The following is a 23,390-nucleotide window of genomic DNA, read 5'->3' as shown; positions in this document are numbered from 1 at the left end:
GTACCCGGCGTCTGAGTGGCAAAGGGTATAGATAGAGAGCGGCCCACGCTCCAAAGCTCAGGGGAGAGGTCGGGCGTCTCTGCGCCTTTCGGCTTCCGACAATACCTACCAGGCCAATTGTGTGTGTGGTCATGGCATTGAAACCGGGACGTCCTCATGAGCAGGGCGCCTGACTGTCGAATTTTTACGCGCAATTCCTGCGCGACCGTTTGGAGAGTGAGAGGCAAACCTCATGAAGAAACTTCTGTCACCAGCTCGCGGCGTTCTTGCCGCTGCGCTGATTGCAGGCCTGGCCGTCCCGGCGCAGGCCCAGCTGCGCGATGCGCTCAATACCGGTGAGCAAGCCACCCGGCGTGCCGAACAGGTTCAAGAGCAAATCAACCAGCTTGACGATGAGCGCACGGATATGGTGCGGGAGTACCGCACATTGCTGCAGCGTCGCGACGCCGCTGAGCTTTATGCCAAGCAGCAGGCTCTGGTTGTTGAGAGCCAGGAGCAGGAGATTGAATCCCTGACCGAGCAGCTCGGCTCAATCGATGATATCACGGCTCAAACAGTTCCAATGCTACTGAGCATGATCGAAGACCTGAAGGCCTTCGTTGCTGCAGACCTTCCGTTCAAAATGGAAGAGCGTCAGGTTCGCCTCGACGGTCTGGATGCTGTCATGGAAACGCCGAACGTTACGCCAGCTGAACAGTATCGCCTCATCATGGACGCCTATCAGGCTGAAATGGAATACGGCCGCACGATCAGCACCTGGCAGGAAGAGATCAACATCGATGGCAACCCGGTGACCGTCGACATGTTCCTCTACGGCCGTGTTGCGCTCGTTTATGCGACGCCGAATGGCAAGACAGCTCGCTACAACCGCGCCACGGGTGAGTGGGAAGCACTGAAAGGCAGCTACGCTGCAGATATCGACAAGGCGATCCGTGTTGCTCAGGCGAAAGCCCAGCAAGACGTGCTGTTCGCTCCGGTTCAGAAGTTCTCCGTCCAGTAGTCGGCAGGCACCAGGGATTAAAGAGGTAATACAATGTTGAAGTTCAATTCCTCGCTGAAGGCTCTCGGTGCAGCTACGCTGCTCGGCCTCGGCTCTATCGCGGTGTCCGCTCCGGCCTCCGCACAATCACTTCAGGATGTTCTCGCCAAAGTGCGTCAGGACTCCAACCAGATGTCCGCTGAAGACCAGCAGCGTCTGCGTGAATTCCAGGCAGATACCGCTGCCCAGGAACAGAAAATGTCTGAAGCTCGCGGCGCACTTGCTGCAGCTGAAGGTCGTGGCCGTGCGCTGAGCGCACAGTTCGACGCAAACGAAGCGACTCTTGCGGATCTGGAATCTCAGGTTTCCGAGCAAGCCGGTGACTTCCAGGAGCTGCTGGGTCAGTTCCGTACGGCCGCTGGTGAAACCATGCCGGAAATCTCCAACTCCTTCGCGAACTTTGATTACCAGGGCCGCGTCGAGGGCATTGCCGAAATCGCTGAAGCGCGTACGCTTCCGAACCGCGCTCAGCTCGAGCGTCTTCCAAAAGCGATGCTTCAGGAAATGATTGCTCAGTCCGAAGTGAAGTCTTTCACCACAACTGTTGATGGTATCGGTCCTGATTCCTCAAACGCTGAAGCAGAAGTGATGCGCGTTGGCGTGTTCACTGCCGCGACGGTTGACGGCACGAAGTTTGTTGAGGTCCGCAAGAAGGACGACGGCGAAACCTTCCTGCAGGCTTTTGAAAAGCAGCCTTCCGGCGCCTTTGCATCTTCCATGCGCAGCCTGATCAATGCTGGTCCGGACCAAGTTGTCCGCGCCCCGGTCGACCCATCCAAGGGTAACCTGTTCGGCATTCTGGGTGACCTTCCAGAGCTTGGCGACCGTGTGAAGCAAGGTGGTCCGGTTGGTGCCGTGATCATGTTCCTGCTGGCTGTTGGCCTGCTGCTTGGTCTCTACAAGATCTTCACCCTGTTCACGATGGGTAGCGCAATGCGCAAGACGGCGAAAACCCGTCAGGCTGGTGACGGCAACCCGCTGGCTCGCGTGTTCGAAGCTTACGAGCAGAACAAGCAGAACGATATCGAGACGCTGGAACTCAAGCTGGACGAACAGATCCTTCGCGAGAGCCCGCGCATTGAGCGCTTCAACGACATCATCAAGGTTCTTGCTGCTGTTGCACCGCTGCTCGGTCTGCTCGGTACCGTTATCGGTATGATCATCACCTTTACGTCGATCACCATCTACGGTGCTGGTGATCCGAAGCTGATGGCTGGCGGTATCTCCGTTGCGCTTATGACCACCGTGTTCGGTCTGGTCGCAGCTATCCCGCTTCTTCTGGTTCATGCAGTCGTGTCCGCAATGGCGCGCGGCAACCAGCAGATGCTTGACGAACAGGCTGCTGGCCTGGTCGCCGAGAAAGCGGAATCCACGCGCGGGGCGGTGGCGTAAGCCACCTCCCTCGTTCACCCGAGGAGTAACCCGATATGGGTTTTGCAGACTTACAGGCTTTCCTCGATCGTGGCGGACCAGTGTTGCTGGTTATTATGCTCGCAACATTCTTTATGTGGGGCCTGATTTTGGAACGCGTGTTCTATTTCAGGTTCGCACATAAGCAGGTCGCTGCCGATGCGATTGCGGAGTGGCGTTCGCGCTCCGACCGGAAATCCACACTCGCGCACTGGGTAAAAGACAAGCTGGTCTCTGAAGTCCGCATGAAAGCGGAACAGAATGTCCAGCTGACCAAGGCCATGGTGGCGCTCGCGCCGCTGCTTGGTCTGCTTGGCACCGTGACCGGCATGGTTGCAGTGTTTGACATCATGGCGATCACCAGCGGTGCGGATGCCAAGGCCATGTCGGCCGGTGTGTCCCGCGCTACGATCCCGACGATGGCAGGCATGGTCGCTTCGCTCTCAGGCATTCTGTTCACCTCCGGCATGGACCGCCGGGTTAACCGCTCGGTCCAGCAGGTCGAAGATGCGATGGAGATTAGCTGATGCGAGGACGTACCCACAGAGCCCCTGAAGAGGCAAATGTTGACCTTACGCCCATGCTGGACGTTGTCTTCATCCTGCTCATCTTCTTCATCGTGACATCGACCTTCGCCCAGGAAGAGACGATTGGCCTCGAGCCGCCGCCGCCGCCTGCACCGCAGGATCAGCAGCAGCAGCAAGTTCCGGCCATTCTGATCTATGTTGATGAGTCCAACCTGATCACGGTCAATGGCCGTGTCACCGATGTCGGAGCCGTCCGCGCAAACATTGAGCGTGTGCGTGCCGAGAACCCGGAAAGCCAGGTTGTGATTCAGGCGCATCCTAAATCGAAGAACGGTGTCATCGTCCTTATTCGGGACGCCGCCTATAGTGCTGGCTACACGACAGGGGTGAACCTTGTCTTGTCCCAGGCAGAATAGAGGAGCAGCACATGGCACGTAGAAAACGCCAGAGCATGGCCGGTGGCGGTGGTGCGGAAGACGACGTCAACCTCACCCCAATGCTGGATGTGGTCTTCATCCTGCTCATCTTCTTCATCGTGACGGCACAGTTCATCAAAGAGCCGGGCGTGGATATCGTCCGTCCTGACGTGGATAACAAAGCGACTGCCAAGCCGCTTGCCATTCTGGTCGCGATTGATGCGGAAAGCCGTGTCTTTATCGACAAGAAGGAAGTGGCAGCAGACGAGGTCGCCTTTACCATCAAACAGATGCGTGAAGACAATCCTCGTGGTAAGATCGTCGTTCAGGCCGATGTTGCTTCCGAAGCTGAAGTGCTGGTCGATCTGATGGAAACCATCAACAAGCTTGATGGTGCCACCGTGATCGACGTGTCGGCGAAGAGAGAATAGGAGACAGCCACATGCTAAATAATCCCCTTCTTCGCCTGGTGATTGCGCTCGGGATCGCGGTTCCGATCGTCTACGCTCTCTTCATGCTGATGAACTACCTGATCAGCGTCAAAGAAGTGAGGCTTGACGAGAGCGAGCAGCGTGTTCTGTCGGCGATTACGCCACAACAGCAGGACTCCGACGTTCGCGTTCGTCAGCGGTCAAAGCCGAAGCGCATCGACTCTGCGCAGAAGCCACCACCGCCGCCGAAAGTCTCGGCAACGAAGTCCCAGATCGATTTGCCAACCCCACGTATTGAGGGTGCCGCACCGACCGATCTGAACCTTGGCCGCATGGACTCACTGGCGATCGATCCGGTTGCGATTTCTGACCGCGACGCACAGCCAATTCGTCCACCGACCCCGTCTTATCCGCAGCGTGCTGCTGAACGGGGCACGGAAGGAAGCTGTGAAGTTCGCTTCGACGTGGACACCCGTGGACGCCCGTACAACATTACCGCAACCTGCACAGACAATGTGTTCAAGCGGGAAGCCGAGCGGGCTGTCAGCAAGGTGGAGTTTGCTCCGAAGATTATCCGGGGTCAGGCAGCTGAGCGTAAAAACGTGGTTTACCCACTGGAGTTCAAGCTGGCTGACTAAGTCCGGCAGACACATCGCGAATTTGAAGAAGGGCGCTCCATGGGGCGCCCTTTTTTGGTTAAAGCTCCCATAAAGGCGCGGGGTTGCCGCTACGTAAAGGTTATGACATAATATTACAATAAGAAAACGATAATTGGAGGAAGTCTGATGAGTTATACCCTTGCCGGCGCAGTCGACACTGCAGCTCCAACCCTTTCCATCGGGCGGCGTTCTATTCTGTCGTCTGGTTGGAGGCGATCGCTCGCGGCGCTCGCGCCAGCCGCGATGATCACGGCAGGTCTCTTCTATATTATGGACGGTCTCATCAGCGTCGAAGACGTCACACTTGACCCTTCGCCACAGCGAATTCTCGAATCCATCGTATATAGCCACCACGACCCTCATACGGCGATTTTCGTTCGGCCAAGGCCTGAAATGATTGACGTGCAAACGCCGCCTCCACCACCGCAGAGGTCGCCAATTGACACAGATGTGGGGCTGCCGCCGATAACGCATGTTGGAGGGGTGCCGTCCAGGACGCCGACTGCTGATGTCAGCACTTTGATGACAGATGCGAGCCCGATCATTGATCGTATCGCGACGCCTGTCAGGCGACCTCTTCCTGTTTATCCGAGAGCGATGGCATCTCGCGGTCAGGAGGGGGGAGTGCCTGGTCCGGTTTAGTCTCACCGCGCGAGGCGTGCCCTTCAATGTGGTCGCGGACTGCTCGCACCGCGGGTTCGAATCAGAGGCGCGCCGTTCTGTCGAAAAGGCAGAGTTTTTGCCGGGAATTTTGAAGGGTCAGCCCGCTGAATCGCACGGATTTTCATACCCGCTTCAATTTCGCCTTAGTGAGGAGTGATAATCATTAAAACCCTGTAGTACATCGTTGACGCGCCGTGTCGCTTGCACCCATATTCGGCACGAACCGTAATAGATTTACACTTGGATTACGCACGCGCATAAAAAGCCTCACAAAGCGCGCGGAAGTCCTTGATCCGGCCGGGCAATTCCGGTTGATAGAGCTGAACCCGCGGTCCCTGCGGACAGGAGAGGAATTATGGGATTTAAAGCAACCCTGAAAGGTGCCGTTCTGGCCGGCATGATGGCAGCCTTTGGCGCTGGTGCTGCAATGGCGCAAGCCGCTTGTGAAGAGACGCAGTTCTCCTCGAAGACGGGCGAGATCTACTTGAAGGCCGAACAGTCTGCCATGACAGACAAGGACTTCAATGCTGCGTCGCAATTCATGAACCAGCTGAAGTCTCAGGAACTGAATTGCTACGAAGAAGGTGCGGTTCTCAAACTGTCCGCTTATATCAATATTGAACGTGGCGACCGTCAGGGCGCTATTCGCGACCTGCAGTCCGCACTCGATAAGGGCTACATTCCAGCCAAGGACGCAGCGCAGACTTATTACAATATCGCACAGATCTATCTTCAGGGTGAGAACGTCGAGAAGGCGCTTGAATTCATGAAGAAGTGGCAGCAGGCCGGTGGCCAGCCGGATCGCCAACAAAAGTGGCAGCTGGCAGTTCTCTATCAGCGCGTTGACGATTTCCAGACAGCCATCAAATGGGCTGAAGAGGTCAAGCGCGACGACGGGAGCAACTACAAGCAGGAAGTTTATGACCTGCTGATCTATCTCTACAACTCGGTCGACGACAAAGCGAAGCTCGCTTCCATTCTGGAAGAAGTGCTGGTTCGCAACCCAACTGAGCGGAAGTATTGGGATGCGATCGCAGGTAACTACTTCGCTGCGAATGAAGAACGCAGAGCCTTTGAAGTTCAGAAGGCAATGTATCTCGCCGGGCTTCTGACCAAGGAAGACGAATTGATGCGGGTTGTGAACTTCTACAACCGCTTCAACGCGCCTTACCATGCTGCTCAGATTCTCGAGAAAGAGATGAATGCTGGTCGCATCAGCAAGTCACTCAAGAATCTGGAATTGCTGGCCAACCTCTATCAGGTCGCTCGTGAGCACGAGAAAGCCATTCCTGTGATCAAGCAAGCTGCTGCTGCTGGCGGCGGCGGTGCCATGCTCGAGCGTCTTGGCCGCTCTTATGCTGACCTGCAGATGTGGGAAGAGACAGAAGAAGCGCTGACTGATGCACTGAACGCTGGCGGCGTGAAAGATCGCGGCACGGCTTATGTGATGATCGGTCAATCGCGCTACGAGCGCAATGATCGCGCTGGCGCGCGTGAGGCATTCCGTCAGGCCAACAATCGCGGTGGACGCGGCTGGCTGCAGTTCATGGACTCTGAAGAGGCCACGGCTGACGCATTGGTCTGCTTCGAGGTTCAGTCAGCTTATCTCAACATCGAGAACGAAGCGAAAATCTGTAAGCGTCTTGAAGTTCTTGGTGAAGAGAACGTTCCGGAAAGCTGCAAGACTGTCCCAGAGCGTCTCAAGGCAGCGGAAGAAAAGTTCAACAACACCCCAGAGTGCCGCGCGCAGCGCTCGTAAAGAAATGGGTAGTTGAGATTGAGAGAGCCCCGGCATTTGCCGGGGCTTTTTCGATTCAGGCGTAAGCGCTGAGCACGTCGTCGACCGCTCGCTCAAGATCCTTGAGTGTGGAGACCTGGCTCATGGAAGAGCAGTAGGGGCGGTAGCGCGGAATTTCACTATCCCCCGTGCCCCATGCTGGCTGTGGCTCCGGGTTCAGCCAGATTGTACGCTTTGCGCGGGCAGCAAAGCTCCGGAACAAATCCGTGCGCGGGTTGCCATGATTGGATCGACCGTCGCCGAGAACGATGATCGTCGTGCGCCGGTCAATGAGTTGTTCGTGGCCAGATTTCAGATTGGTCCAGGCTTCGCCATAATCGGTAGACCCCATGCCTGCGACGCGAAGGATTTGGTCCATGGCGTCTTCGAATTTGTTCTTCTCGAGGATGTCATCAACATCGACTAACTTGTTCGAGAACGCGAAGGCGTGCAGGTCCGGCACGACATCCTTCATGGACCAAAGGAGCAAAAGCAGAAACCGGACGTAGCGAGCGACTGATCCGGATACGTCGCAAATCACGACAATCTTTGGTTTCTCCCTTCGCTTCTGGCGCCAGACGACGTTGAAGGGAACACCATCAACTCCGGCATTCGCACGCATTGTGCGTCGTACGTCCAGCTGGCCTCGGTTCTTTTTTCTGCGTCTTCGAGAGTGCTTCACTGCGAGGCGCTTTGCGATACGCGCGACCAGAACTTTCATGCGTGCCATATCACTTAGTTCAATGGCTGAGAGTTTCTTGTTCTCAGCGAACTCATTTCGGAACTGCTCGGTCTCGCCCTTGCCGAAGATGTCATAGCTGCGCTGCACGCGTTCCCGCGCCCGCATTGTCAAGTCTCGTCTTAGGTCGATTAGCCGCTCTGCTTCAGTATCGCCCTCTTCGCTGCGCTGCTGAAACGCCTGCATGAGACGTTCCTGTATTCGTTCGCCGCCCATTTCACGCACCATTTGTTGGGCATAGTAAGCAATCTGAGTAGAGAATCTAATATCGTCCGCATCAACGGCATTCGCCGCGCGCTCCAGTGCAGACGCAATCGCGGCTTCGTCGCCCGACTCCATCAGGTCCACCGGGTCAATCTCCGAAGAAGCATCACTCTGCTCGGAGTTTTGATTGTCTTGGTCTTGAGATGAGGAGTTCAGGCTGCGTGGGGCGAAATACGCATCAAACAATTCGTCAAATGTGACGGCTTCTTCTGGTGATTTGGCCAGCGTGCACCGCAAGGCATCCTTCAGGAAGGCTCGGTCTGAATAGCCCGCCACGGAAACAGCGCGGGTGGCATCAATGGCCTCACCCGTGGAAACGCGAACGTCAGATGCGCGAAGGGCTCGAATGAAGCTGGTGATCTGACGTTCCATGCCTTTTCCAGCCTAGCGCGTAAATTGCCCTGGATACATGGGTTTGCCGCTGGTCGCTTCGCGCACCAGTTTTGGAATATCTGAGGTCACTGCCTCAATGTCGCTTTCATGTTTCAGGAGTACGTTGAGTGTGTCCCGGACAAATGCTTCATCAAGTGCGCTCGCATGCAGCAGAAGCAGCGTTTTGGCCCAATCAACAGTTTCCGCGATAGACGGTTGTTTCTTGATATCTAGTTCGCGTACGGACTGAACAAAGCTGATCAACTGTTCCAGCAGATCCTCAGACACTCCCTCAACCCTGGCCTGCACGATGCGTTGTTCGCGCTTATGATCCGGAAATCCTATGTGCAAGTGAAGGCAGCGGCGTTTCAAGGCATCGCCGAGCTCACGCACATTGTTCGACGTCAGAATAACGATCGGCGGCACGTTCGCCTTGATCGTTCCGATCTCCGGCACCGTGACCTGGTAGTCGGAAAGAACTTCCAGGAGAAACGCTTCAAATTCCTCATCAGACTTGTCGATCTCGTCGACCAGCAAAACGCTGCCAGCTGATTGGCGCATTGCCGTCAGCAAGGGGCGCGCTTCAAGGAACTGTTCCGAGAAGAACAGGTCTTCGAACGACCCAAGCTTTTGGAGGGAAGATTCAAGCGTCTTTTCGTCGCCTACGACTTCGTTCAGTTTTTCCTTCAGCAGCTGAGTATAGAGAAGCTGTTTACCGTACTTCCATTCGTACAGCGCTTTGCCCTCGTCCAGGCCTTCATAACATTGCAGTCGAAGAAGGGGCACATCAAGCCAACGCGAAAGCGAGGCTGCGAGGTCGGTTTTGCCGACACCTGCGGGTCCTTCGATCAGGATGGGCTTTCGCAAACCAAGAGCGAGAAAAACGGCCGTCGAGATCTGTTGCGTGGATATATATCCAACAGATTCAAGGCCGGACGTAATGGCCTCGATTGAGGTCATGGGCTCGTAGCCGGTGAGGGAGGTCTGTGTCATCGGTCCAATGGGTAGGTCTCGGGAGGGAAACTGGCAAGCGGTATCGCTGGGGTAGGGGTAGTCTTACGTAGTTCCCCGAATTGGGGTGATTGTCTGATGTCTGCTACGATCAGGCCAGTTCGTGGGAGAAGAGAGATGAGCGATCAGGATGTGACAATGGTCCGTGAAGCTGTTGGTGTGTTCGACACTGAAGATGCCTTGCAGGCAGCGGTTGACGACCTCTTGTCTCATGGATTTGACCGGGCCGAGATTTCCCTTCTTGCCGCGACAGACAGCGTTGAGCGCGCGCTTGGACATGCCTATCGCAAGGTTTCCGAGATTGAGGATGATTTCCTGGCCCCACGCATTGCCTACGTTGCAGAAGAGGATGTCGGTGCGGCGGAAGGCGCCGTGATCGGAGGACTGATTTATGTTGGGGCGCTTGCTGGATTGGTGCCGGTGGTTGCATCCGGTGGTGCATTGGCGGCCGCATTAGCAGGCATGGCCGTCGGCGGCGGTGGAGGTGCTGCACTAGGCGCCGTTCTCGCGCGGCTAATAGGCAAGGAACATGGTGACTATGTTTCCGACCAGATTGCACATGGTGGGCTAGCCTTATGGGTGCGGACCTGGAATGCGGGTGATGAGCGGCGCGCGGTTCAGATATTGAAAACGCATTCCGGGAAAGATGTGCATCTGCACGGAATTCCTGACCATGCTTACGCGCCAAACCAGCCGATCATGTCCGTCAGCGCGGAAACGTCGAGTTCTGGCGAGATCATTAGCGAAGAAGGAGGGGTATTCTACGCGGCCGGCAAGATGTTCACGGACAGGGAGACGGCTGAAGCCTATCTGGAGCGGCAGAATTTTCTCGACAGGCTCTACCAGGCTGGCCGATCATTGGATGTTGATCTGGATGCCGCCTTGCTCGATCCGGCCGACGCGTTCAAAACAGTTCATCAACTCATGTCCAGCAGGTGTGAAGACAGTTTGAAGCTCGAACTGCTTCGGCGTTGGGAGTATGATATTAAGGCGCTTGAAGTTGCAGATGATGAGGGCATGACGGGCTCGAGTGAGGCGGCGCTCATGCAAGACATCGAGCTGGCCATCCAGCAATTGGAACGTGTGTAGGTTCGTTGTAGTGCCAGTCAAAATTGTCAGGTGACCGAAAGGTTCGACAGGTCAGAAGCGTCAGGGTAGGGATTCGCTCATGCCCATCGCTCGGATTCTCTTTCCCCTGCCTCTGCCGGAACCGTTCGACTATGCGGTGCCCGAGGGACTGGACGTTCAGGAGGGAGCGTACGTCGCTGCACCACTCGGCAAGTATGAGCGACTTGGGGTCGTTCAGGAGATGTTGCCCGACAGCGCAGGTGACGGGCGAAAGCTGAAGTTCGTATCCGAACTCTATCCGACGCCGCCCATGTCCCGTCCGATGCGGGAATTCATTCAATGGGCTGCGCGATATACCGTGTCTCATCCCGGTCACGTCCTTGGCATGGCGCTCCGCTCTCGTGGGGGATTGGTGCCGTCGCCGACTGAGACTGTGTATTCGCTCACAGGGGCCACGCCGGCAAGAGTTACCGAGGCCCGGACCAAGTTGATCGACGCCGCCAGAGAGCTTGGTCCGCAAAGCGCATCCGTGCTGTCAGAAGCGGCGGGCGTCTCGTCAGGAGTGGTGAAAGGATTGGCGGATGCTGGCGTTCTGCGCGCAGAATCAATCGCAACAGATCTGCCATTTGAGTCGCCATTGGCCGATTTGCCCGGCGCGACCTTGACCGATGAACAGGCCGAAGCCGCGCAAGCGCTCAAATCTGCGGTAGCCACCCGGGCCTTCGAGACATTCCTGCTCGACGGGGTGACGGGCTCCGGCAAGACAGAAGTCTATTTCGAGGCCATCGCTGAAGCGCTGAAGACTGATGCCGATGCTCAAATTCTCGTCCTCTTGCCCGAAATCGCGCTGACCCAGGCGATTCTGTCCCGGTTCGAGTCGCGTTTCGGAGCGAAGCCGGCGCCATGGCATTCGGGTCTTTCTGACAAGGAGCGTCGCCGGACATGGCGGGAGGTGGCGCATGGGCGAGCCCGAATCGTCATTGGCGCGCGTTCGGCGCTCTTCCTTCCATATCGGCAGTTGAAGCTGATCATCATCGATGAGGAGCACGACGGCAGCTACAAGCAGGAAGACGGCGTTACATACCATGCGCGCGACATGGCGGTCATGAGGGCGAAGCTGGAAGAGGCCGTTGTTGTGCTGGCCTCCGCGACGCCGGCGCTGGAAACGATGGTGAACGCAGAATCCGGGCGTTATCAGAGGCTGAAACTCTCTGCGCGACCGGGCGCGTCGCGACTGCCGGATGTTGATCTCGTTGATCTTCGCCGCGCGCCGCCGGAGCGCAATCACTGGCTGTCGCCACATCTGATCCATGCAATGCAGGAAACCTTCGCGGCGGGCGAGCAAACGCTTCTGTTTCTGAACCGCCGGGGCTACGCGCCACTTGTGATTTGCAAGAGTTGTGGTGAACGACTGAAGACACCCGGAACTGAAAACTGGCTAACCGAACACCGTTATACTGGGCGGCTCGTCTGCCATGTCACCGGTTACTCGATTCCCAAGCCCAAGACATGTCCGCATTGCGGCGCCGCTGATTCCCTTATGGGTGTCGGGCCCGGTGTAGAGCGTGTGGCTGAAGAAGTGCGCACATTGATGCCCGAGGCGCGGATTGAGATCTTCTCGTCGGACACGGCGCAAGGGGGCGAGGCGACGCGCGGAATTGTGGACAGGATGGAGCAGGGCGAGATCGACGTCCTCATCGGGACGCAAATCGTCGCCAAGGGTCATAATTTCCCGAATCTTACACTCGTCGGCGTTGTCGACGCGGACAGCGGCATGAAGGGCGGAGACCTCCGCGCAGGTGAGCGCACATACCAGCTGCTCAGCCAGGTTGCAGGCCGTGCGGGCCGGGCAGAGCGACCGGGCCGGGCATTGGTGCAAACCTACGCGCCGGACAACCCGGCGATGCTGGCATTGGCGGATAACAACCGAGACGGATTTCTCCAGATCGAACGGGATGTTCGTGCTGAACTCGGTCTTCCGCCGTTTGGGCGACTGGCGGCGATGATTCTGTCTGCACCTTCGGCTCAGATGGTTGATGAAATTGCGCTGCAGATCGTACAGCAGGCGCCTAACGGCGAAGGGATAGAGGTGTTTGGGCCTGCGCCGGCCCCAATTGCTGTGCTGAGAGGCCGTCACCGACGGCGGTTTCTCGTCAAATCACCCAAAAACATTGATCTTTCAGCCTATATGGCCGCCTGGATAGCTCGTTTGAAGTTGCCAAACCCGGTGCGGATGTCGGTGGATATCGATCCATACTCATTCCTGTAGCCCTGTGGTTTTGCAGTGAATGCCATTTCGCCGCATAGATAGCTTCTTTGGCTGTGTTGTCAGGCTGAAAGACTGATGCTAAGCGGCGCACAGTTTTTATGGGCACGTACCGCAAGGTGCGTTGTCCTGCTTTGTTTTTCAGGTCGATTTGACCGACTCAATCACGGACGACAGAACCTTGGCTGCATCTAAAGTGACAAAAGCGAGTGAAGCTGCCCGGCGCTATGCCAGCGCGCTCTTCGATCTTGCTCAGGACAAGGGCGCTCTCGCCGAAGTCCACAAGGATTTTCAGGCGTTTGTAGAACTGCCGAAGGAATCCAAGGATCTGGCCATTCTGCTCGGATCGCCAGCCTTTTCGGCGGATGAGAAAGTGGGTGCCTTGACCGAAGTCATGAAGAAGGCTGGTTTCTCTGGTCTGCTGTCGAATTTCGTAGGCGTCATGGCCCGCAACGGTCGCTCTCAGGATATTCTGGGCGCGCAGATCGCTTTTGACGAATTGTACGCGAAGCAGCGCGGTGTGAAGCGCGCCGTTGTTCGCACCGCAAAGGAAATGACTGGTGCAGAGCGCCAGCGTATCGAATCAATCCTCGCCAAGGCCGTTGGCGGCGAGGTCGAATTGTCCAGCGAGGTTGATGCCTCGCTGATCGGCGGCATTCAGCTGCGCATCGGGTCCCAACTCGTTGACGCCAGCCTGGCCGCCAAACTGGATCGCATGAACACCGCCATGAAGGGAGCATGAGTAGCTCGATGGACATCTCACCAGCAGAAATTTCGGGCATCCTGAAATCGCAGATCGAAAACTTTGGCGTTGAAGCTGAAGTTTCCGATGTCGGTCAGGTTCTGTCAGTTGGCGACGGTATCGCCCGCATCTATGGTCTCGACAGCGTTCAGGCTGGCGAGATGGTCGAATTCGACGGCGGCATCAAAGGCATGGCGCTCAACCTTGAAAACGACAATGTCGGCGTCGTGATCTTCGGTGACGACCGTTCGATCAAGGAAGGCGACACAGTCAAGCGTCTCGACGAGATCGTTGCTGCGCCGGTTGGCAAAGGCCTGCTGGGCCGCGTTGTGAACCCGCTCGGTGAACCGATCGACGGCAAAGGCCCGATCACCGATATTGCTGAGCGTGCCCGTGTGGACGTCAAGGCTCCTGGCATCATTCCGCGGAAATCCGTGCATGAGCCAATGATGACCGGCATCAAGGCTATCGACGGCATGATCCCGGTTGGCCGCGGCCAGCGTGAGCTTGTGATTGGTGACCGTCAGACCGGCAAGACCGCTGTCTGTGTCGACACCATCCTAAACCAGAAGCCGACAAATGACGCGGCAAAGAACGACAGCGAGAAGCTGTTCTGCGTTTACGTCGCGATTGGTCAGAAGCGTTCCACTGTTGCGCAGGTCGTCAAGACGCTCGAAGAGCGCGGCGCACTGGATTACACGATTGTTGTATCCGCAACTGCTTCCGAGCCGGCTCCGATGCAATACCTCGCACCGTTCACCGGTTGCGCGATGGGTGAGTGGTTCCGTGACAACGGCATGCACGCCCTGATCATCTATGATGACCTTTCCAAGCAGGCTGTTGCGTACCGCCAGATGTCGCTGCTGTTGCGCCGTCCTCCGGGCCGCGAAGCTTATCCGGGTGACGTATTCTATCTCCACAGCCGCCTGCTTGAGCGCGCTGCGAAGATGGGTGACGCGGCTGGCAATGGCTCCCTGACGGCCCTGCCGATCATTGAAACGCAGGCCAACGACGTGTCGGCCTACATCCCGACGAATGTGATTTCCATCACAGACGGCCAGATCTTCCTTGAAACCGATTTGTTCTACCAGGGTATTCGCCCGGCTGTGAACGTCGGCCTCTCGGTGTCTCGTGTGGGCTCCGCTGCCCAGACGAAGGCCATGAAGAAGGTTGCCGGTTCCATGAAGGGTGAGCTGGCTCAGTATCGCGAGATGGCTGCATTCGCTAAGTTTGGTTCCGACCTCGACGCCGCGACACAGCGCCTGCTGAACCGTGGTGCCCGTCTGACGGAGCTCCTCAAGCAGCCACAATACTCTCCGCTTCTGATGGAAGAGCAGGTCATCGTGATTTATGCCGGTACGCGCGGCTATCTCGACGGCGTCGATCTGAAGGATGTCACCCGCTACGAGAAGGAGCTTTTGGCTCACGTTCGTGGCGCGAAGGCTGATCTGTTGAAGAAAATCCGTGAGGAGAAAGCCCTCACGGACGACATCGAAGCCGAGATCAAGAAAACACTCGACGATTTCACGGCGAAGTTCGCCTGATTTCGCCCGCAGTTTGAGAACGAAGAACCAGAAGGCCTGACATGCCCAGCTTGAAGGACCTCAAGAACCGGATCGGAAGCGTGAAATCCACGCGGAAGATCACCAAGGCCATGCAGATGGTCGCGGCCGCGAAGCTGAAGCGGGCGCAAGACGCTGCGACGGCTGCGCGTCCATACGCCGAGCGTCTGGCGTCCGTGCTGGCAAACCTGTCGGCATCAGCTGGCGCTGGTGGGCCAAAGCTTCTGACCGGCACCGGTGAAGATAAGATACACCTTGTTGTCGTGCTGACAGCGGAGCGTGGCCTGGCGGGTGGCTTTAACACTTATGTGGTGAAGCTGGCCAAGCAGAAAATCGACGAGCTTCGCGCCGAGGGCAAGGAGGTGAAAATCCTCACCGTCGGCAAGAAGGGACGTGAACAGCTTTCCCGCGAATATGGCGATCTGTTCGTTGGCCATGTCGACCTCTCTGGCGTCAAGGGCGGTGATTTCTCGGAATCCGCGATTGGCCTCGGCAAGAAGCTGACGCTCGAATTCGACCAGGGCGACTTCGACGTGGCTACACTCGTCTATTCGCAGTTCAAGAACGTGTTGAGCCAGGTTCCGACTGCACAGCAACTCATCCCGGCATCAGCTCCGGAAGATTCCGAAACGGTCGATCTTGGAAACGCGCTCTACATTTATGAGCCATCTGAGGAAGCCATTCTGGAAACGCTGCTGCCGCGCTATATCAATACCCAGATATTGTCTGCCATGCTGGAAAGCGCAGCAGGCGAGCAGGCCAGCCGCATGACGGCCATGGACAACGCGACCAACAATGCCGGCGAAATGATTGACTCGCTGTCACTGCAATACAACCGCGCACGCCAGGCCCAGATCACCAAGGAGCTGATCGAGATCATCTCCGGTGCTGAGGCACTCTAAATGGCCAAGACTGAATCTATATACCCGCTCCAAAGGAGACGACCCGCATGAGCACTCCCGCAAACGCAAACGGCCGCGTGTCCCAGGTGATCGGTGCTGTTGTCGACGTCGAATTCGACGGCGACCTGCCCGCTATTCTGAACGCGCTTGAAACAGACAACAACGGCAACCGCCTTCTGCTTGAGGTCGCGCAGCACCTTGGCGAGAGCACGGTTCGTACGATCGCCATGGACTCTACCGAAGGTCTGGTGCGTGGTCAGTCGGTCGCTGATACGGGCGCTCCGATTACGGTTCCGGTTGGTCCGGCAACGCTTGGCCGCATCATGAACGTCATCGGTGAGCCGATTGACGAGCGCGGCCCGGTCGATACCGAAATGCGTCGGCCAATTCACGCCGAAGCCCCTGAATTCGTCGATCAGTCGACCGAATCCGAAGTGCTGGTCACGGGCATCAAGGTTGTCGACCTGCTTTGCCCATACGTGAAAGGCGGCAAGATCGGCCTGTTCGGCGGTGCTGGTGTTGGCAAGACCGTTCTGATCATGGAACTGATCAACAACATCGCGAAGCTGTTCGGTGGTTACTCTGTGTTCGCCGGCGTGGGTGAGCGTACCCGCGAAGGGAACGATCTCTATCACGAGATGATCGAATCCAAGGTTATCGACCTGGAAGGCGAGAGCCGCATTGCCTTGGTCTACGGCCAGATGAACGAGCCTCCGGGCGCACGTGCACGTGTTGCTCTGACCGGTCTGGCCCAGGCTGAGTACTTCCGTGATGAAGAAGGCAAAGACGTTCTGTTCTTCGTCGACAACATCTTCCGCTTCACGCAGGCAGGTGCTGAGGTGTCCGCACTTCTCGGTCGTATTCCTTCAGCTGTGGGTTATCAGCCGACACTGGCAACCGACATGGGTGGCCTGCAGGAGCGTATTACGTCCACAACCAAGGGATCGATCACATCGGTTCAGGCTGTCTACGTTCCAGCTGACGACCTTACCGACCCGGCTCCGGCAACCTCGTTTGCCCACCTTGACGCAACGACGGTTCTAAACCGTTCAATCGCTGAGAAAGGCATCTATCCTGCCGTGGACCCGCTGGACTCTACCAGCCGTATTCTCGACCCGATGATTGTCGGTGATGATCACTACAACGTGGCTCGTGGTGTTCAGGAAATCCTGCAGCGCTACAAGGAACTTCAGGACATCATCGCCATCCTCGGCATGGACGAACTTTCGGAAGAAGACAAACTGGCCGTGGCACGCGCCCGTAAGGTTGAGCGCTTCCTGTCCCAGCCGTTCGACGTTGCTGAGGTCTTCACCGGTTCGCCAGGCGTTCAGGTCAAGCTCGAAGACACGATCAAGGGCTTCCAGGGCCTGATCGCGGGTGAGTACGACCATCTTCCAGAGCAGGCCTTCTACATGGTCGGCAACATGGAAGAGGCGAAAGCCAAAGCCGAGAAAATGCTGGCTGACGCCTAAGCGATTACGGACAAGGAAGTATGGCCAACAAACTCCACTTCTCACTCGTCTCGCCTGCCAGAGAGCTTTTCTCTGGCGAGGTGGACCATGTGATCGCCCCCGGCTCGGAAGGTGAGTTCGGCGTGCTGGCAAACCATGCTCCGTTCATGACGACACTGAAGAACGGTGTCGTTCGTGTTCTGGAAGGCAACGACGTCAAGATGCGCATTTTTGTGCGTGGCGGCTTTGCGGACGTCACGCCTGAAGGCCTGACCATTCTTGCCGAGGAAGCTCGCATGCTGGACAAGCTCAAGGTTGAGGATGTCCAGAAAGAGCTCGAAGAGACCCATCTGAAGATACAGTCGCTCGATAAGGAAGACAGCACTCGGCTGACCTTGCAGGAGCACTATGATTATCTTGAAAGCCTCAAGGCTGCGATGGTCAATTAAGGCGCTCGCCTCTCTATCTCATAAAAAAACGCCGCTCCCTTTGGAGCGGCGTTTTTTATTGATCTATCGTTCAGTGATGCTGCCCACTACAGGCCACACTCGTTTGACAGAAAGTCCTCGATTGCCTTCAGGCTTTGTCGTTGCTGCTCCGGCGTCCAAGGTAAGCTGTGCGGCATGTCCGGAATGTTGACGTATTTCGCCACCGTATGATCTTTGATGGCGTTATAGAAAGCTTTGCCATACTCATCTGGGACCCTGACGTCGCGATCGCCGTGAAAAACCAGGATTGGAATTTCCGCGTTAGCTACATCTTCGATGATGTCTCGCCCTGACAAACCTTCGGCGTAGGCCATTCTTCCGAAACGGCTCTGGTCCACATTGACATTGATTTTTGCGGATTCAGCGTAGCCAGCCCCGGCGATAGAACATTGATAAGGACTGTTCGGTCTAGTCGCTGCTGCCATTGCAGCATAGCCACCATAGGAATAGCCAAACATGGCGATTTTGTCTTCAGCGGCATAACCTTCATTCACCAGCCAAGCGGCACCATCATCCTTGTCATCTTGAACGACGCCGCCAAACTTGCCATCCCCAGCAGTCCAGAGATCTAGTCCCCAGCCTTCGCTGCCTCGATATTGGGGTTGGAGAACGGTGAATCCCCGGGAGGTCAAGAAGGGAACCCAAGCGCTGGCGTCCCAACCTCCATAGTCGCGTGCCCACGGTCCCCCATGAGGTAGGATTATTGCCTTGCCTGGTGCGTCGTTTGGTTTCCACCCCGCGCGAGTGGTTAGGATGGCTGGCAATTTCATACCATCTCGCGCGGTATAATAAACGAGCTTGCTTTGGCCAATGTCTTGGGGGTTGATCCACGGGCGCTCATTGCCGATAGCCGTAAGCTGCGCTTGGTCTTCGAGTATGAAATAGCGGGGCGGCTGATTGGATGCTTCGGTTGCGAAAACAATTCGGTTCAAATCATTTGAGATATGAATGGCTCTCACGTCTTGCCCGGAAAAGGCCTGCTCCAAGCCGAGCATAATTGCACCCACCTCTGGATCAACCCACTCCACTTTTCTGACTTCAGCAGAGTATGCGAATCCCAACACTCGTCCAAATCGGCTAGGAGCGGAAGAAACTATGACCCCGGAGGCATCGAAATCCGGATGCGCAAAAACAGGTTCGTCGCTGAATTTCCGGCTCACGGGATCGTAGGTGTAGATGTTAGCTTTGTCTGAAAATTTGTTCGTTACAATGAAGTAGCGACCGCTTTCTTCGTCCCATGCGTCGACCACCAATTCTTGACGCTTGACCAAGTCAACCGACAATTCCTCATGCAGTTCAAGCGGGGCTCCTTTATGAGCGCGAACATACGTATCCAGCTGAAATGTGTTTCCCTCTTCGTCCAAACCCGAAGCGGACATAACTTCACCGTCGCGGTCATCAATATATCCGGCAGATCTGCTCGACGTGTTCTTGAATACATTAGACGTTTCTCCGGATTGGAGATCGTAGTATGCAATCTCCGTGCTGAATGTACGAGGGTCCAGTCGGGAAATAACCACTCTTTCTGGGTCCAATGGCAATCTGGACACGACGCTGCCTCGTCCTTCCATGCGCATGCAAGTCTCAGTCGACTTGCTAACTCCGCGCATGCTTCTTTCATCGAGAAACGGCTCGTCAAACTCATCGAAATTTTGATCTGTAATGAAGAGCTTTCGAACCCAGGTACGCGTGGACCCCGTCATTTTCCCTTCTGAGCAACCGCGAAGTGATCCCGTGTAAGGTTGGCGCACAACCGTCATTGCATACCCGTCCTTCAGTGCCCTCACGGCAACGAATTCCGAGTCGTCTCCATCTGGAGCCGCGAGAACAGGGGGACGGGTAAGGTCTGTTAAATCCCATGATGCGAGGACGGCACGGTCTTGATCGTCACCTTCAGAGGGGCCGATTAGCGCAAACATTGATTGCCCATCGATAGAAACGGACACGCTCGTCATGGCTGGGATTCTTGCCAAGTCCTCGATAGGAACAGGTTCGCCGTGTGAGACTTGACCAAGTGAGACTGCGGCTAAGGTCAGGCCAGCAGTGAGCCAAGCTTTTCTATTCATTTGAAGTTCCTCAATTCTGGTTTCTGGTGAGGTGACTTCATTAAGGTGAGCGTTGTCAAGATGAGCTCCGCACGGCCTTGTAACTCAGAAAACGATGAAAATTGTTTCTCATCATCGCGGTATTGTCGGGCTATACTGTGCTGATCCGGCAAAAAATTGGCAGAAATGTCACAGATGACAAAATGAACAGCAAAAAATGATCCGGCTTATTGATTTTAATATTACAGGTCTGCAATCCTCTCTGTAGAGGGGCGGTAAATTTAGTTCTTGGACTTCAAAGATATGGAGTCTGATTTGCCGACACTCGAACCTAGGTGAGCTTCGAGAGGATCGAGATAAATGAATAGAACGAAACGGAATGATTTTTTGTTCCGCACAGTCGCGCTAGGAGCGCTGTGTAGTGGACTGGCTTTTGGTGCAGTTGCGCAAGATGCTTCTGACGAAGCGGACGATGCCATCATATCTACCCCGACAGCGGCAGAAGATGACAGCGAAGCGCTGACCCAAGAAACGATTCGCGTAACGGGATCCCGACTGGCGAATGAATTCACGAGCATCGCGCCGCTCGACATCATTTCTGCTGACTCCGGCGCGCTCAAAGGGATCGCTGATGTCGGTACCCTACTGCAGACTGCCACGGTAGCCGCCGGTTCGCCACAGGTGACGGCAGCGACGTCGTCGGCCTTCGTTCAGAATGGCGGCATCGGTACGGAAACCATCTCCCTGCGCGGACTTGGAGCCAACCGGACGCTGGTCCTGCTCAACGGCCGCCGGGCTGGCCCTGCCGGTACGCGCGGTGGCGTGTCGTCATTTGACCTCAATGCGATCCCGCTGTCTGCAGTTCAGAACGTCGAAATCCTGAAGGATGGTGCATCCTCCATCTACGGTTCGGACGCGGTCGCAGGTGTCGTGAACATCATCACCAAGAAAGACGACGTTTCCGAAATCGATTTCTTCTACAGTGCACCTGAAGAGGCTGGCGGTGAGCAACTACGCTTGAGCGGCAGCTATGGCAAGGCGCTGGACCGTGGCAATTTCCTCGTGTCTCTGGATTACTCCAAGCGCGAAGAGCTAGCTCAAGGTGACCGGGATTATTTCTCCTGCGGACAGCCGTACGTCTTCAATCGTGATGGCAGCCGGGCTGATGTCGTCGATCCGCGCACGGGCGACTATGCCTGTCAGGATCTGCCATGGGGACACGTTTGGTTGTACAACTATCTGGACGCTGGCTTGACGGGACGCCCGTGGCAGTCTCGTCCACAGCTTCTGCAGTATGATTATGATGGTTCGCTGGCTGCCAACGGTCTTGCGCCATGGGGCCCGAACGATTTCGGCCTTGACGCACCTGCCGGTTGGTTCCCGGTTGGCTTGGGCGAATTACTTCTGCCGGGCGCCACGTTTGATCCAGTCTATTCGCCAACGGCGCTACTGTCCGAAGGCCTGACGAACAACGACCATCCGTTCCAGGATCAAACTACGATGATCCCGGAAGTCGAGCGGATTACGCTCTACGGAAACGGCGACTTTGAACTTACAGATTCTGCCACGCTTTATGGCGAGTTCCTGCTGAATCGTCGTGAGACCAAAGTGAATGGTTATCGTCAGTTCTGGCAATATGACTACATGTACAATTACCTGGGGACCATCTTCACCAACAATCCCAACCTTGAGGCCAACGGATTTGGTGCGGCGGCTGGGGAGTTCAGCTATATTGGTCTGAGCCCTACTGCCATCACCGATCATTCCGATGACAACATCACAGTAGACTATATGAATGCGGTGATCGGTCTCGAAGGATCAATGAACTCACTGATCCCTGATTGGCACTACAACACATTCTTCCAGTTTTCCCGCTCTGACGGCGACTACACGTCTGACTTGATCTATGATGACGCCATTACGCCGTATCAGTATTTCAGAACTGGAAGCTGTGCAGCCGATGCAGACGGTGTCACGGATGTGCGTGGTGTTCCGTGTATCACTCCTGATTGGTACAACCCAGAATTCCTCGCAGGGAACATTTCTGCTGAAGATCGGGCATTCCTGTTCGGCACAGAAACCGGTAATACGGTCTACGAGCAGGCTCAGTTTGAAGCCTTCATCGATGGTCCAGTCTTCGAGTTGCCAGCAGGCACTGTAAATCTTGGACTTGGTGTCAGCTTTATTGATGAGCGTATCAACGACACGCCAGCCGAAGCCTTCCGGATCGGCAACGCTTGGGGCTCCAGTACTGCTGGAATCACAAAAGGATCCAAAGAAACGACCGCAGTGTTTGGCGAGATCGCCATACCTCTATTGAAGGACAAGCCATTGGCGGAAGCGGTCGACCTGTCCTTGTCGGCTCGCTGGACAGATGTTGACGTTTATGGATCCGACACGACCTACAAGGCCGGTCTGGGCTGGCAAATCACACCATCCATTCGCGCTCGTACAACTTATGGTACGTCCTTCCGCGCGCCTGCACTGTTCGAACTCTACCTCGCTTCGCAAACCAGCTTTGCTCAGCAGCGTACAATAGATCCGTGTATCAACTGGGCAGCAAACCTTGCGAATGGTGACATTTCGCAACGTCTTGCAGACAATTGTAATGCTGGTGGCGTACCGGGTAACCATAATGGTTCTGGCTCCAGTGCGACCGTGTTTGCCAGCGGAAACGCCGGCATTCTTGAGGCTGAAACCTCTGACGCGTTCAATGTGGGTCTGATCTGGGCGCCGGAGTTTGCGGACTTCCGCGTTTCCGTCGATTATTTCGAGATCAATATCGAAGACCAGATCACCCAGCTTGGGGCGAACAATATCCTGCTTGGCTGTTACAATTCTGATAATTTCGCGACAGAGCCGCTGTGTGACCTGTTCGAACGGAATGACAACTTCTTGGTCTCTGAAGTCACGAACAACTTTATCAACGTGGCTGATCAGACCAATTCCGGTCTTGATGTTGCTGCAGAGTACAGCCGTGACTTCTCGTTTGGTTCACTGACGCTGACCACTCAGCACACGTTCCAATTCGAGGACGAGCTGACATTGTTCGAGAACAGCGAACCGATCGACACCAATACCGAAGCTGGCAATCCGGAATGGGTCGGTGAGATCAGCGCGACGCTTGATCGTGGGCCTTGGTCCTACTTCTGGGGTGTGGACTTCATCGGGTCGACGTCGAACGTGGAGAGCTATGGCGGCACGACCGGTACATATTTCGGCACGCCTGTCTTCTTCAAGCTTGAGACTGAAGCGACGACCTATCACAACATGTCGATCAGCCGGGAGTTGCCACATGGCGTGGATGTCCGCGTTGGTGTATCGAACATCTTTGATGAGCATCCGCCAGCAGTCACCACGCTGGGATTGGGTGAATACAACACCGTCGGAACATCGGCCTTCTACTCCCAGTATGATTGGCTTGGCCGTCGGTTCTTCCTAAACGTAAGCAAGGAATTCTAGGCTACGTTAAGCCAATAAACTCGAAAGCGGCGGAGCGTATCCGCCGCTTTTTTTATTTTGTTCCATAGATTAAAGTGTCCGGGTACCAGAAGGAGA

Annotated in this window: 19 protein-coding genes; 16 read left to right on the top strand and 3 right to left on the bottom strand. The window is 55.9% G+C overall.

What is annotated here, in order from left to right; genetic code table 11:
- Positions 1-232: 232 nt before the first annotated feature.
- The 8 genes from HY36_RS13345 to HY36_RS13310 all read left to right on the top strand — a co-directional run bounded on the left by HY36_RS13345 (position 233) and on the right by HY36_RS13310 (position 6,904).
- Positions 233-1,000, top strand: a complete 768-nt coding sequence (locus HY36_RS13345; RefSeq protein WP_035553750.1) for a DUF3450 domain-containing protein — start codon at positions 233-235, stop codon at positions 998-1,000.
- A 33-nt stretch (positions 1,001-1,033) separates the two neighbouring features.
- Positions 1,034-2,431, top strand: coding sequence for a MotA/TolQ/ExbB proton channel family protein (locus tag HY36_RS13340; protein WP_035553747.1), 1,398 nt, complete (start codon positions 1,034-1,036; stop codon positions 2,429-2,431).
- A 35-nt stretch (positions 2,432-2,466) separates the two neighbouring features.
- Positions 2,467-2,976, top strand: a complete 510-nt coding sequence (locus HY36_RS13335; RefSeq protein WP_027838575.1) for a MotA/TolQ/ExbB proton channel family protein — start codon at positions 2,467-2,469, stop codon at positions 2,974-2,976.
- Positions 2,976-3,392 (top strand): ExbD/TolR family protein, encoded by a 417-nt coding sequence (locus HY36_RS13330; protein ID WP_035553744.1) that lies wholly within the window; start codon positions 2,976-2,978, stop codon positions 3,390-3,392. Before HY36_RS13335 ends, HY36_RS13330 begins: the two co-directional genes overlap by 1 nt.
- Before the next feature lie 11 nt (positions 3,393-3,403).
- Positions 3,404-3,823 (top strand): ExbD/TolR family protein, encoded by a 420-nt coding sequence (locus tag HY36_RS13325; RefSeq protein WP_035553742.1) that lies wholly within the window; start codon positions 3,404-3,406, stop codon positions 3,821-3,823.
- 11 nt (positions 3,824-3,834) lie between these two features.
- The gene (locus HY36_RS13320; RefSeq protein ID WP_035553739.1) at positions 3,835-4,461 is read left to right on the top strand and encodes an energy transducer TonB; all 627 of its coding nucleotides are present in this window, start codon (positions 3,835-3,837) and stop codon (positions 4,459-4,461) included.
- Between the two features lie 147 nt (positions 4,462-4,608).
- Positions 4,609-5,124 carry a hypothetical protein gene (locus HY36_RS18550; RefSeq protein ID WP_162175999.1) on the top strand — a complete coding sequence of 172 codons (516 nt, stop codon included), beginning with the start codon at positions 4,609-4,611 and terminating at the stop codon, positions 5,122-5,124.
- 376 nt (positions 5,125-5,500) lie between these two features.
- Positions 5,501-6,904, top strand: a complete 1,404-nt coding sequence (locus HY36_RS13310) for a tetratricopeptide repeat protein (RefSeq protein ID WP_035553734.1) — start codon at positions 5,501-5,503, stop codon at positions 6,902-6,904.
- 55 nt (positions 6,905-6,959) lie between these two features.
- Here the strand turns inward: HY36_RS13310 and HY36_RS13305 are convergent, their stop codons facing one another.
- Positions 6,960-8,297: a vWA domain-containing protein gene (locus HY36_RS13305; RefSeq protein WP_035553732.1), complete on the bottom strand. Its 1,338-nt coding sequence runs from the start codon at positions 8,295-8,297 to the stop codon at positions 6,960-6,962.
- Between the two features lie 12 nt (positions 8,298-8,309).
- Positions 8,310-9,290 carry an AAA family ATPase gene (locus HY36_RS13300; protein WP_051602794.1) on the bottom strand — a complete coding sequence of 327 codons (981 nt, stop codon included), beginning with the start codon at positions 9,288-9,290 and terminating at the stop codon, positions 8,310-8,312.
- A gap of 135 nt (positions 9,291-9,425) precedes the next feature.
- On the opposite strand from HY36_RS13300, the gene HY36_RS18670 reads away from it, so the two are divergent.
- From HY36_RS18670 to HY36_RS13265, 7 genes are all read left to right on the top strand, one after another.
- Positions 9,426-10,397, top strand: a complete 972-nt coding sequence (locus HY36_RS18670) for a hypothetical protein (protein WP_206741202.1) — start codon at positions 9,426-9,428, stop codon at positions 10,395-10,397.
- 79 nt (positions 10,398-10,476) lie between these two features.
- The gene (locus HY36_RS13290) at positions 10,477-12,645 is read left to right on the top strand and encodes a primosomal protein N' (protein WP_035553729.1); all 2,169 of its coding nucleotides are present in this window, start codon (positions 10,477-10,479) and stop codon (positions 12,643-12,645) included.
- A gap of 178 nt (positions 12,646-12,823) precedes the next feature.
- A complete protein-coding gene (atpH, locus tag HY36_RS13285) occupies positions 12,824-13,384 on the top strand; it encodes an ATP synthase F1 subunit delta (RefSeq protein ID WP_035554044.1) in 561 nt (186 codons plus the stop codon).
- Between the two features lie 8 nt (positions 13,385-13,392).
- Positions 13,393-14,928 (top strand): F0F1 ATP synthase subunit alpha, encoded by a 1,536-nt coding sequence (atpA, locus tag HY36_RS13280; protein WP_035553727.1) that lies wholly within the window; start codon positions 13,393-13,395, stop codon positions 14,926-14,928.
- 41 nt (positions 14,929-14,969) lie between these two features.
- Positions 14,970-15,848, top strand: coding sequence for a F0F1 ATP synthase subunit gamma (locus tag HY36_RS13275; protein WP_035553724.1), 879 nt, complete (start codon positions 14,970-14,972; stop codon positions 15,846-15,848).
- Between the two features lie 47 nt (positions 15,849-15,895).
- Positions 15,896-17,320: a F0F1 ATP synthase subunit beta gene (atpD, locus tag HY36_RS13270; RefSeq protein WP_035553721.1), complete on the top strand. Its 1,425-nt coding sequence runs from the start codon at positions 15,896-15,898 to the stop codon at positions 17,318-17,320.
- A gap of 20 nt (positions 17,321-17,340) precedes the next feature.
- Positions 17,341-17,748: a F0F1 ATP synthase subunit epsilon gene (locus tag HY36_RS13265; RefSeq protein WP_035553719.1), complete on the top strand. Its 408-nt coding sequence runs from the start codon at positions 17,341-17,343 to the stop codon at positions 17,746-17,748.
- Between the two features lie 86 nt (positions 17,749-17,834).
- Here the strand turns inward: HY36_RS13265 and HY36_RS13260 are convergent, their stop codons facing one another.
- Positions 17,835-19,742 carry an alpha/beta hydrolase family protein gene (locus HY36_RS13260; protein ID WP_051602793.1) on the bottom strand — a complete coding sequence of 636 codons (1,908 nt, stop codon included), beginning with the start codon at positions 19,740-19,742 and terminating at the stop codon, positions 17,835-17,837.
- A gap of 450 nt (positions 19,743-20,192) precedes the next feature.
- Here HY36_RS13260 and HY36_RS13255 point away from each other — a divergent pair, with 450 nt between their 5' ends.
- Entirely contained in the window at positions 20,193-23,294 is a 3,102-nt protein-coding gene (locus HY36_RS13255) for a TonB-dependent receptor domain-containing protein (RefSeq protein WP_051602792.1), read from the top strand.
- Positions 23,295-23,390 lie beyond the last annotated feature (96 nt).

This window comes from Hyphomonas atlantica corrig., assembly GCF_000682715.1.
Lineage (GTDB): Bacteria > Pseudomonadota > Alphaproteobacteria > Caulobacterales > Hyphomonadaceae > Hyphomonas > Hyphomonas atlantica.
The sequence above is the reverse complement of the archived record's forward strand: the minus strand, read 5'-3'. Positions and strand labels throughout refer to the sequence as shown.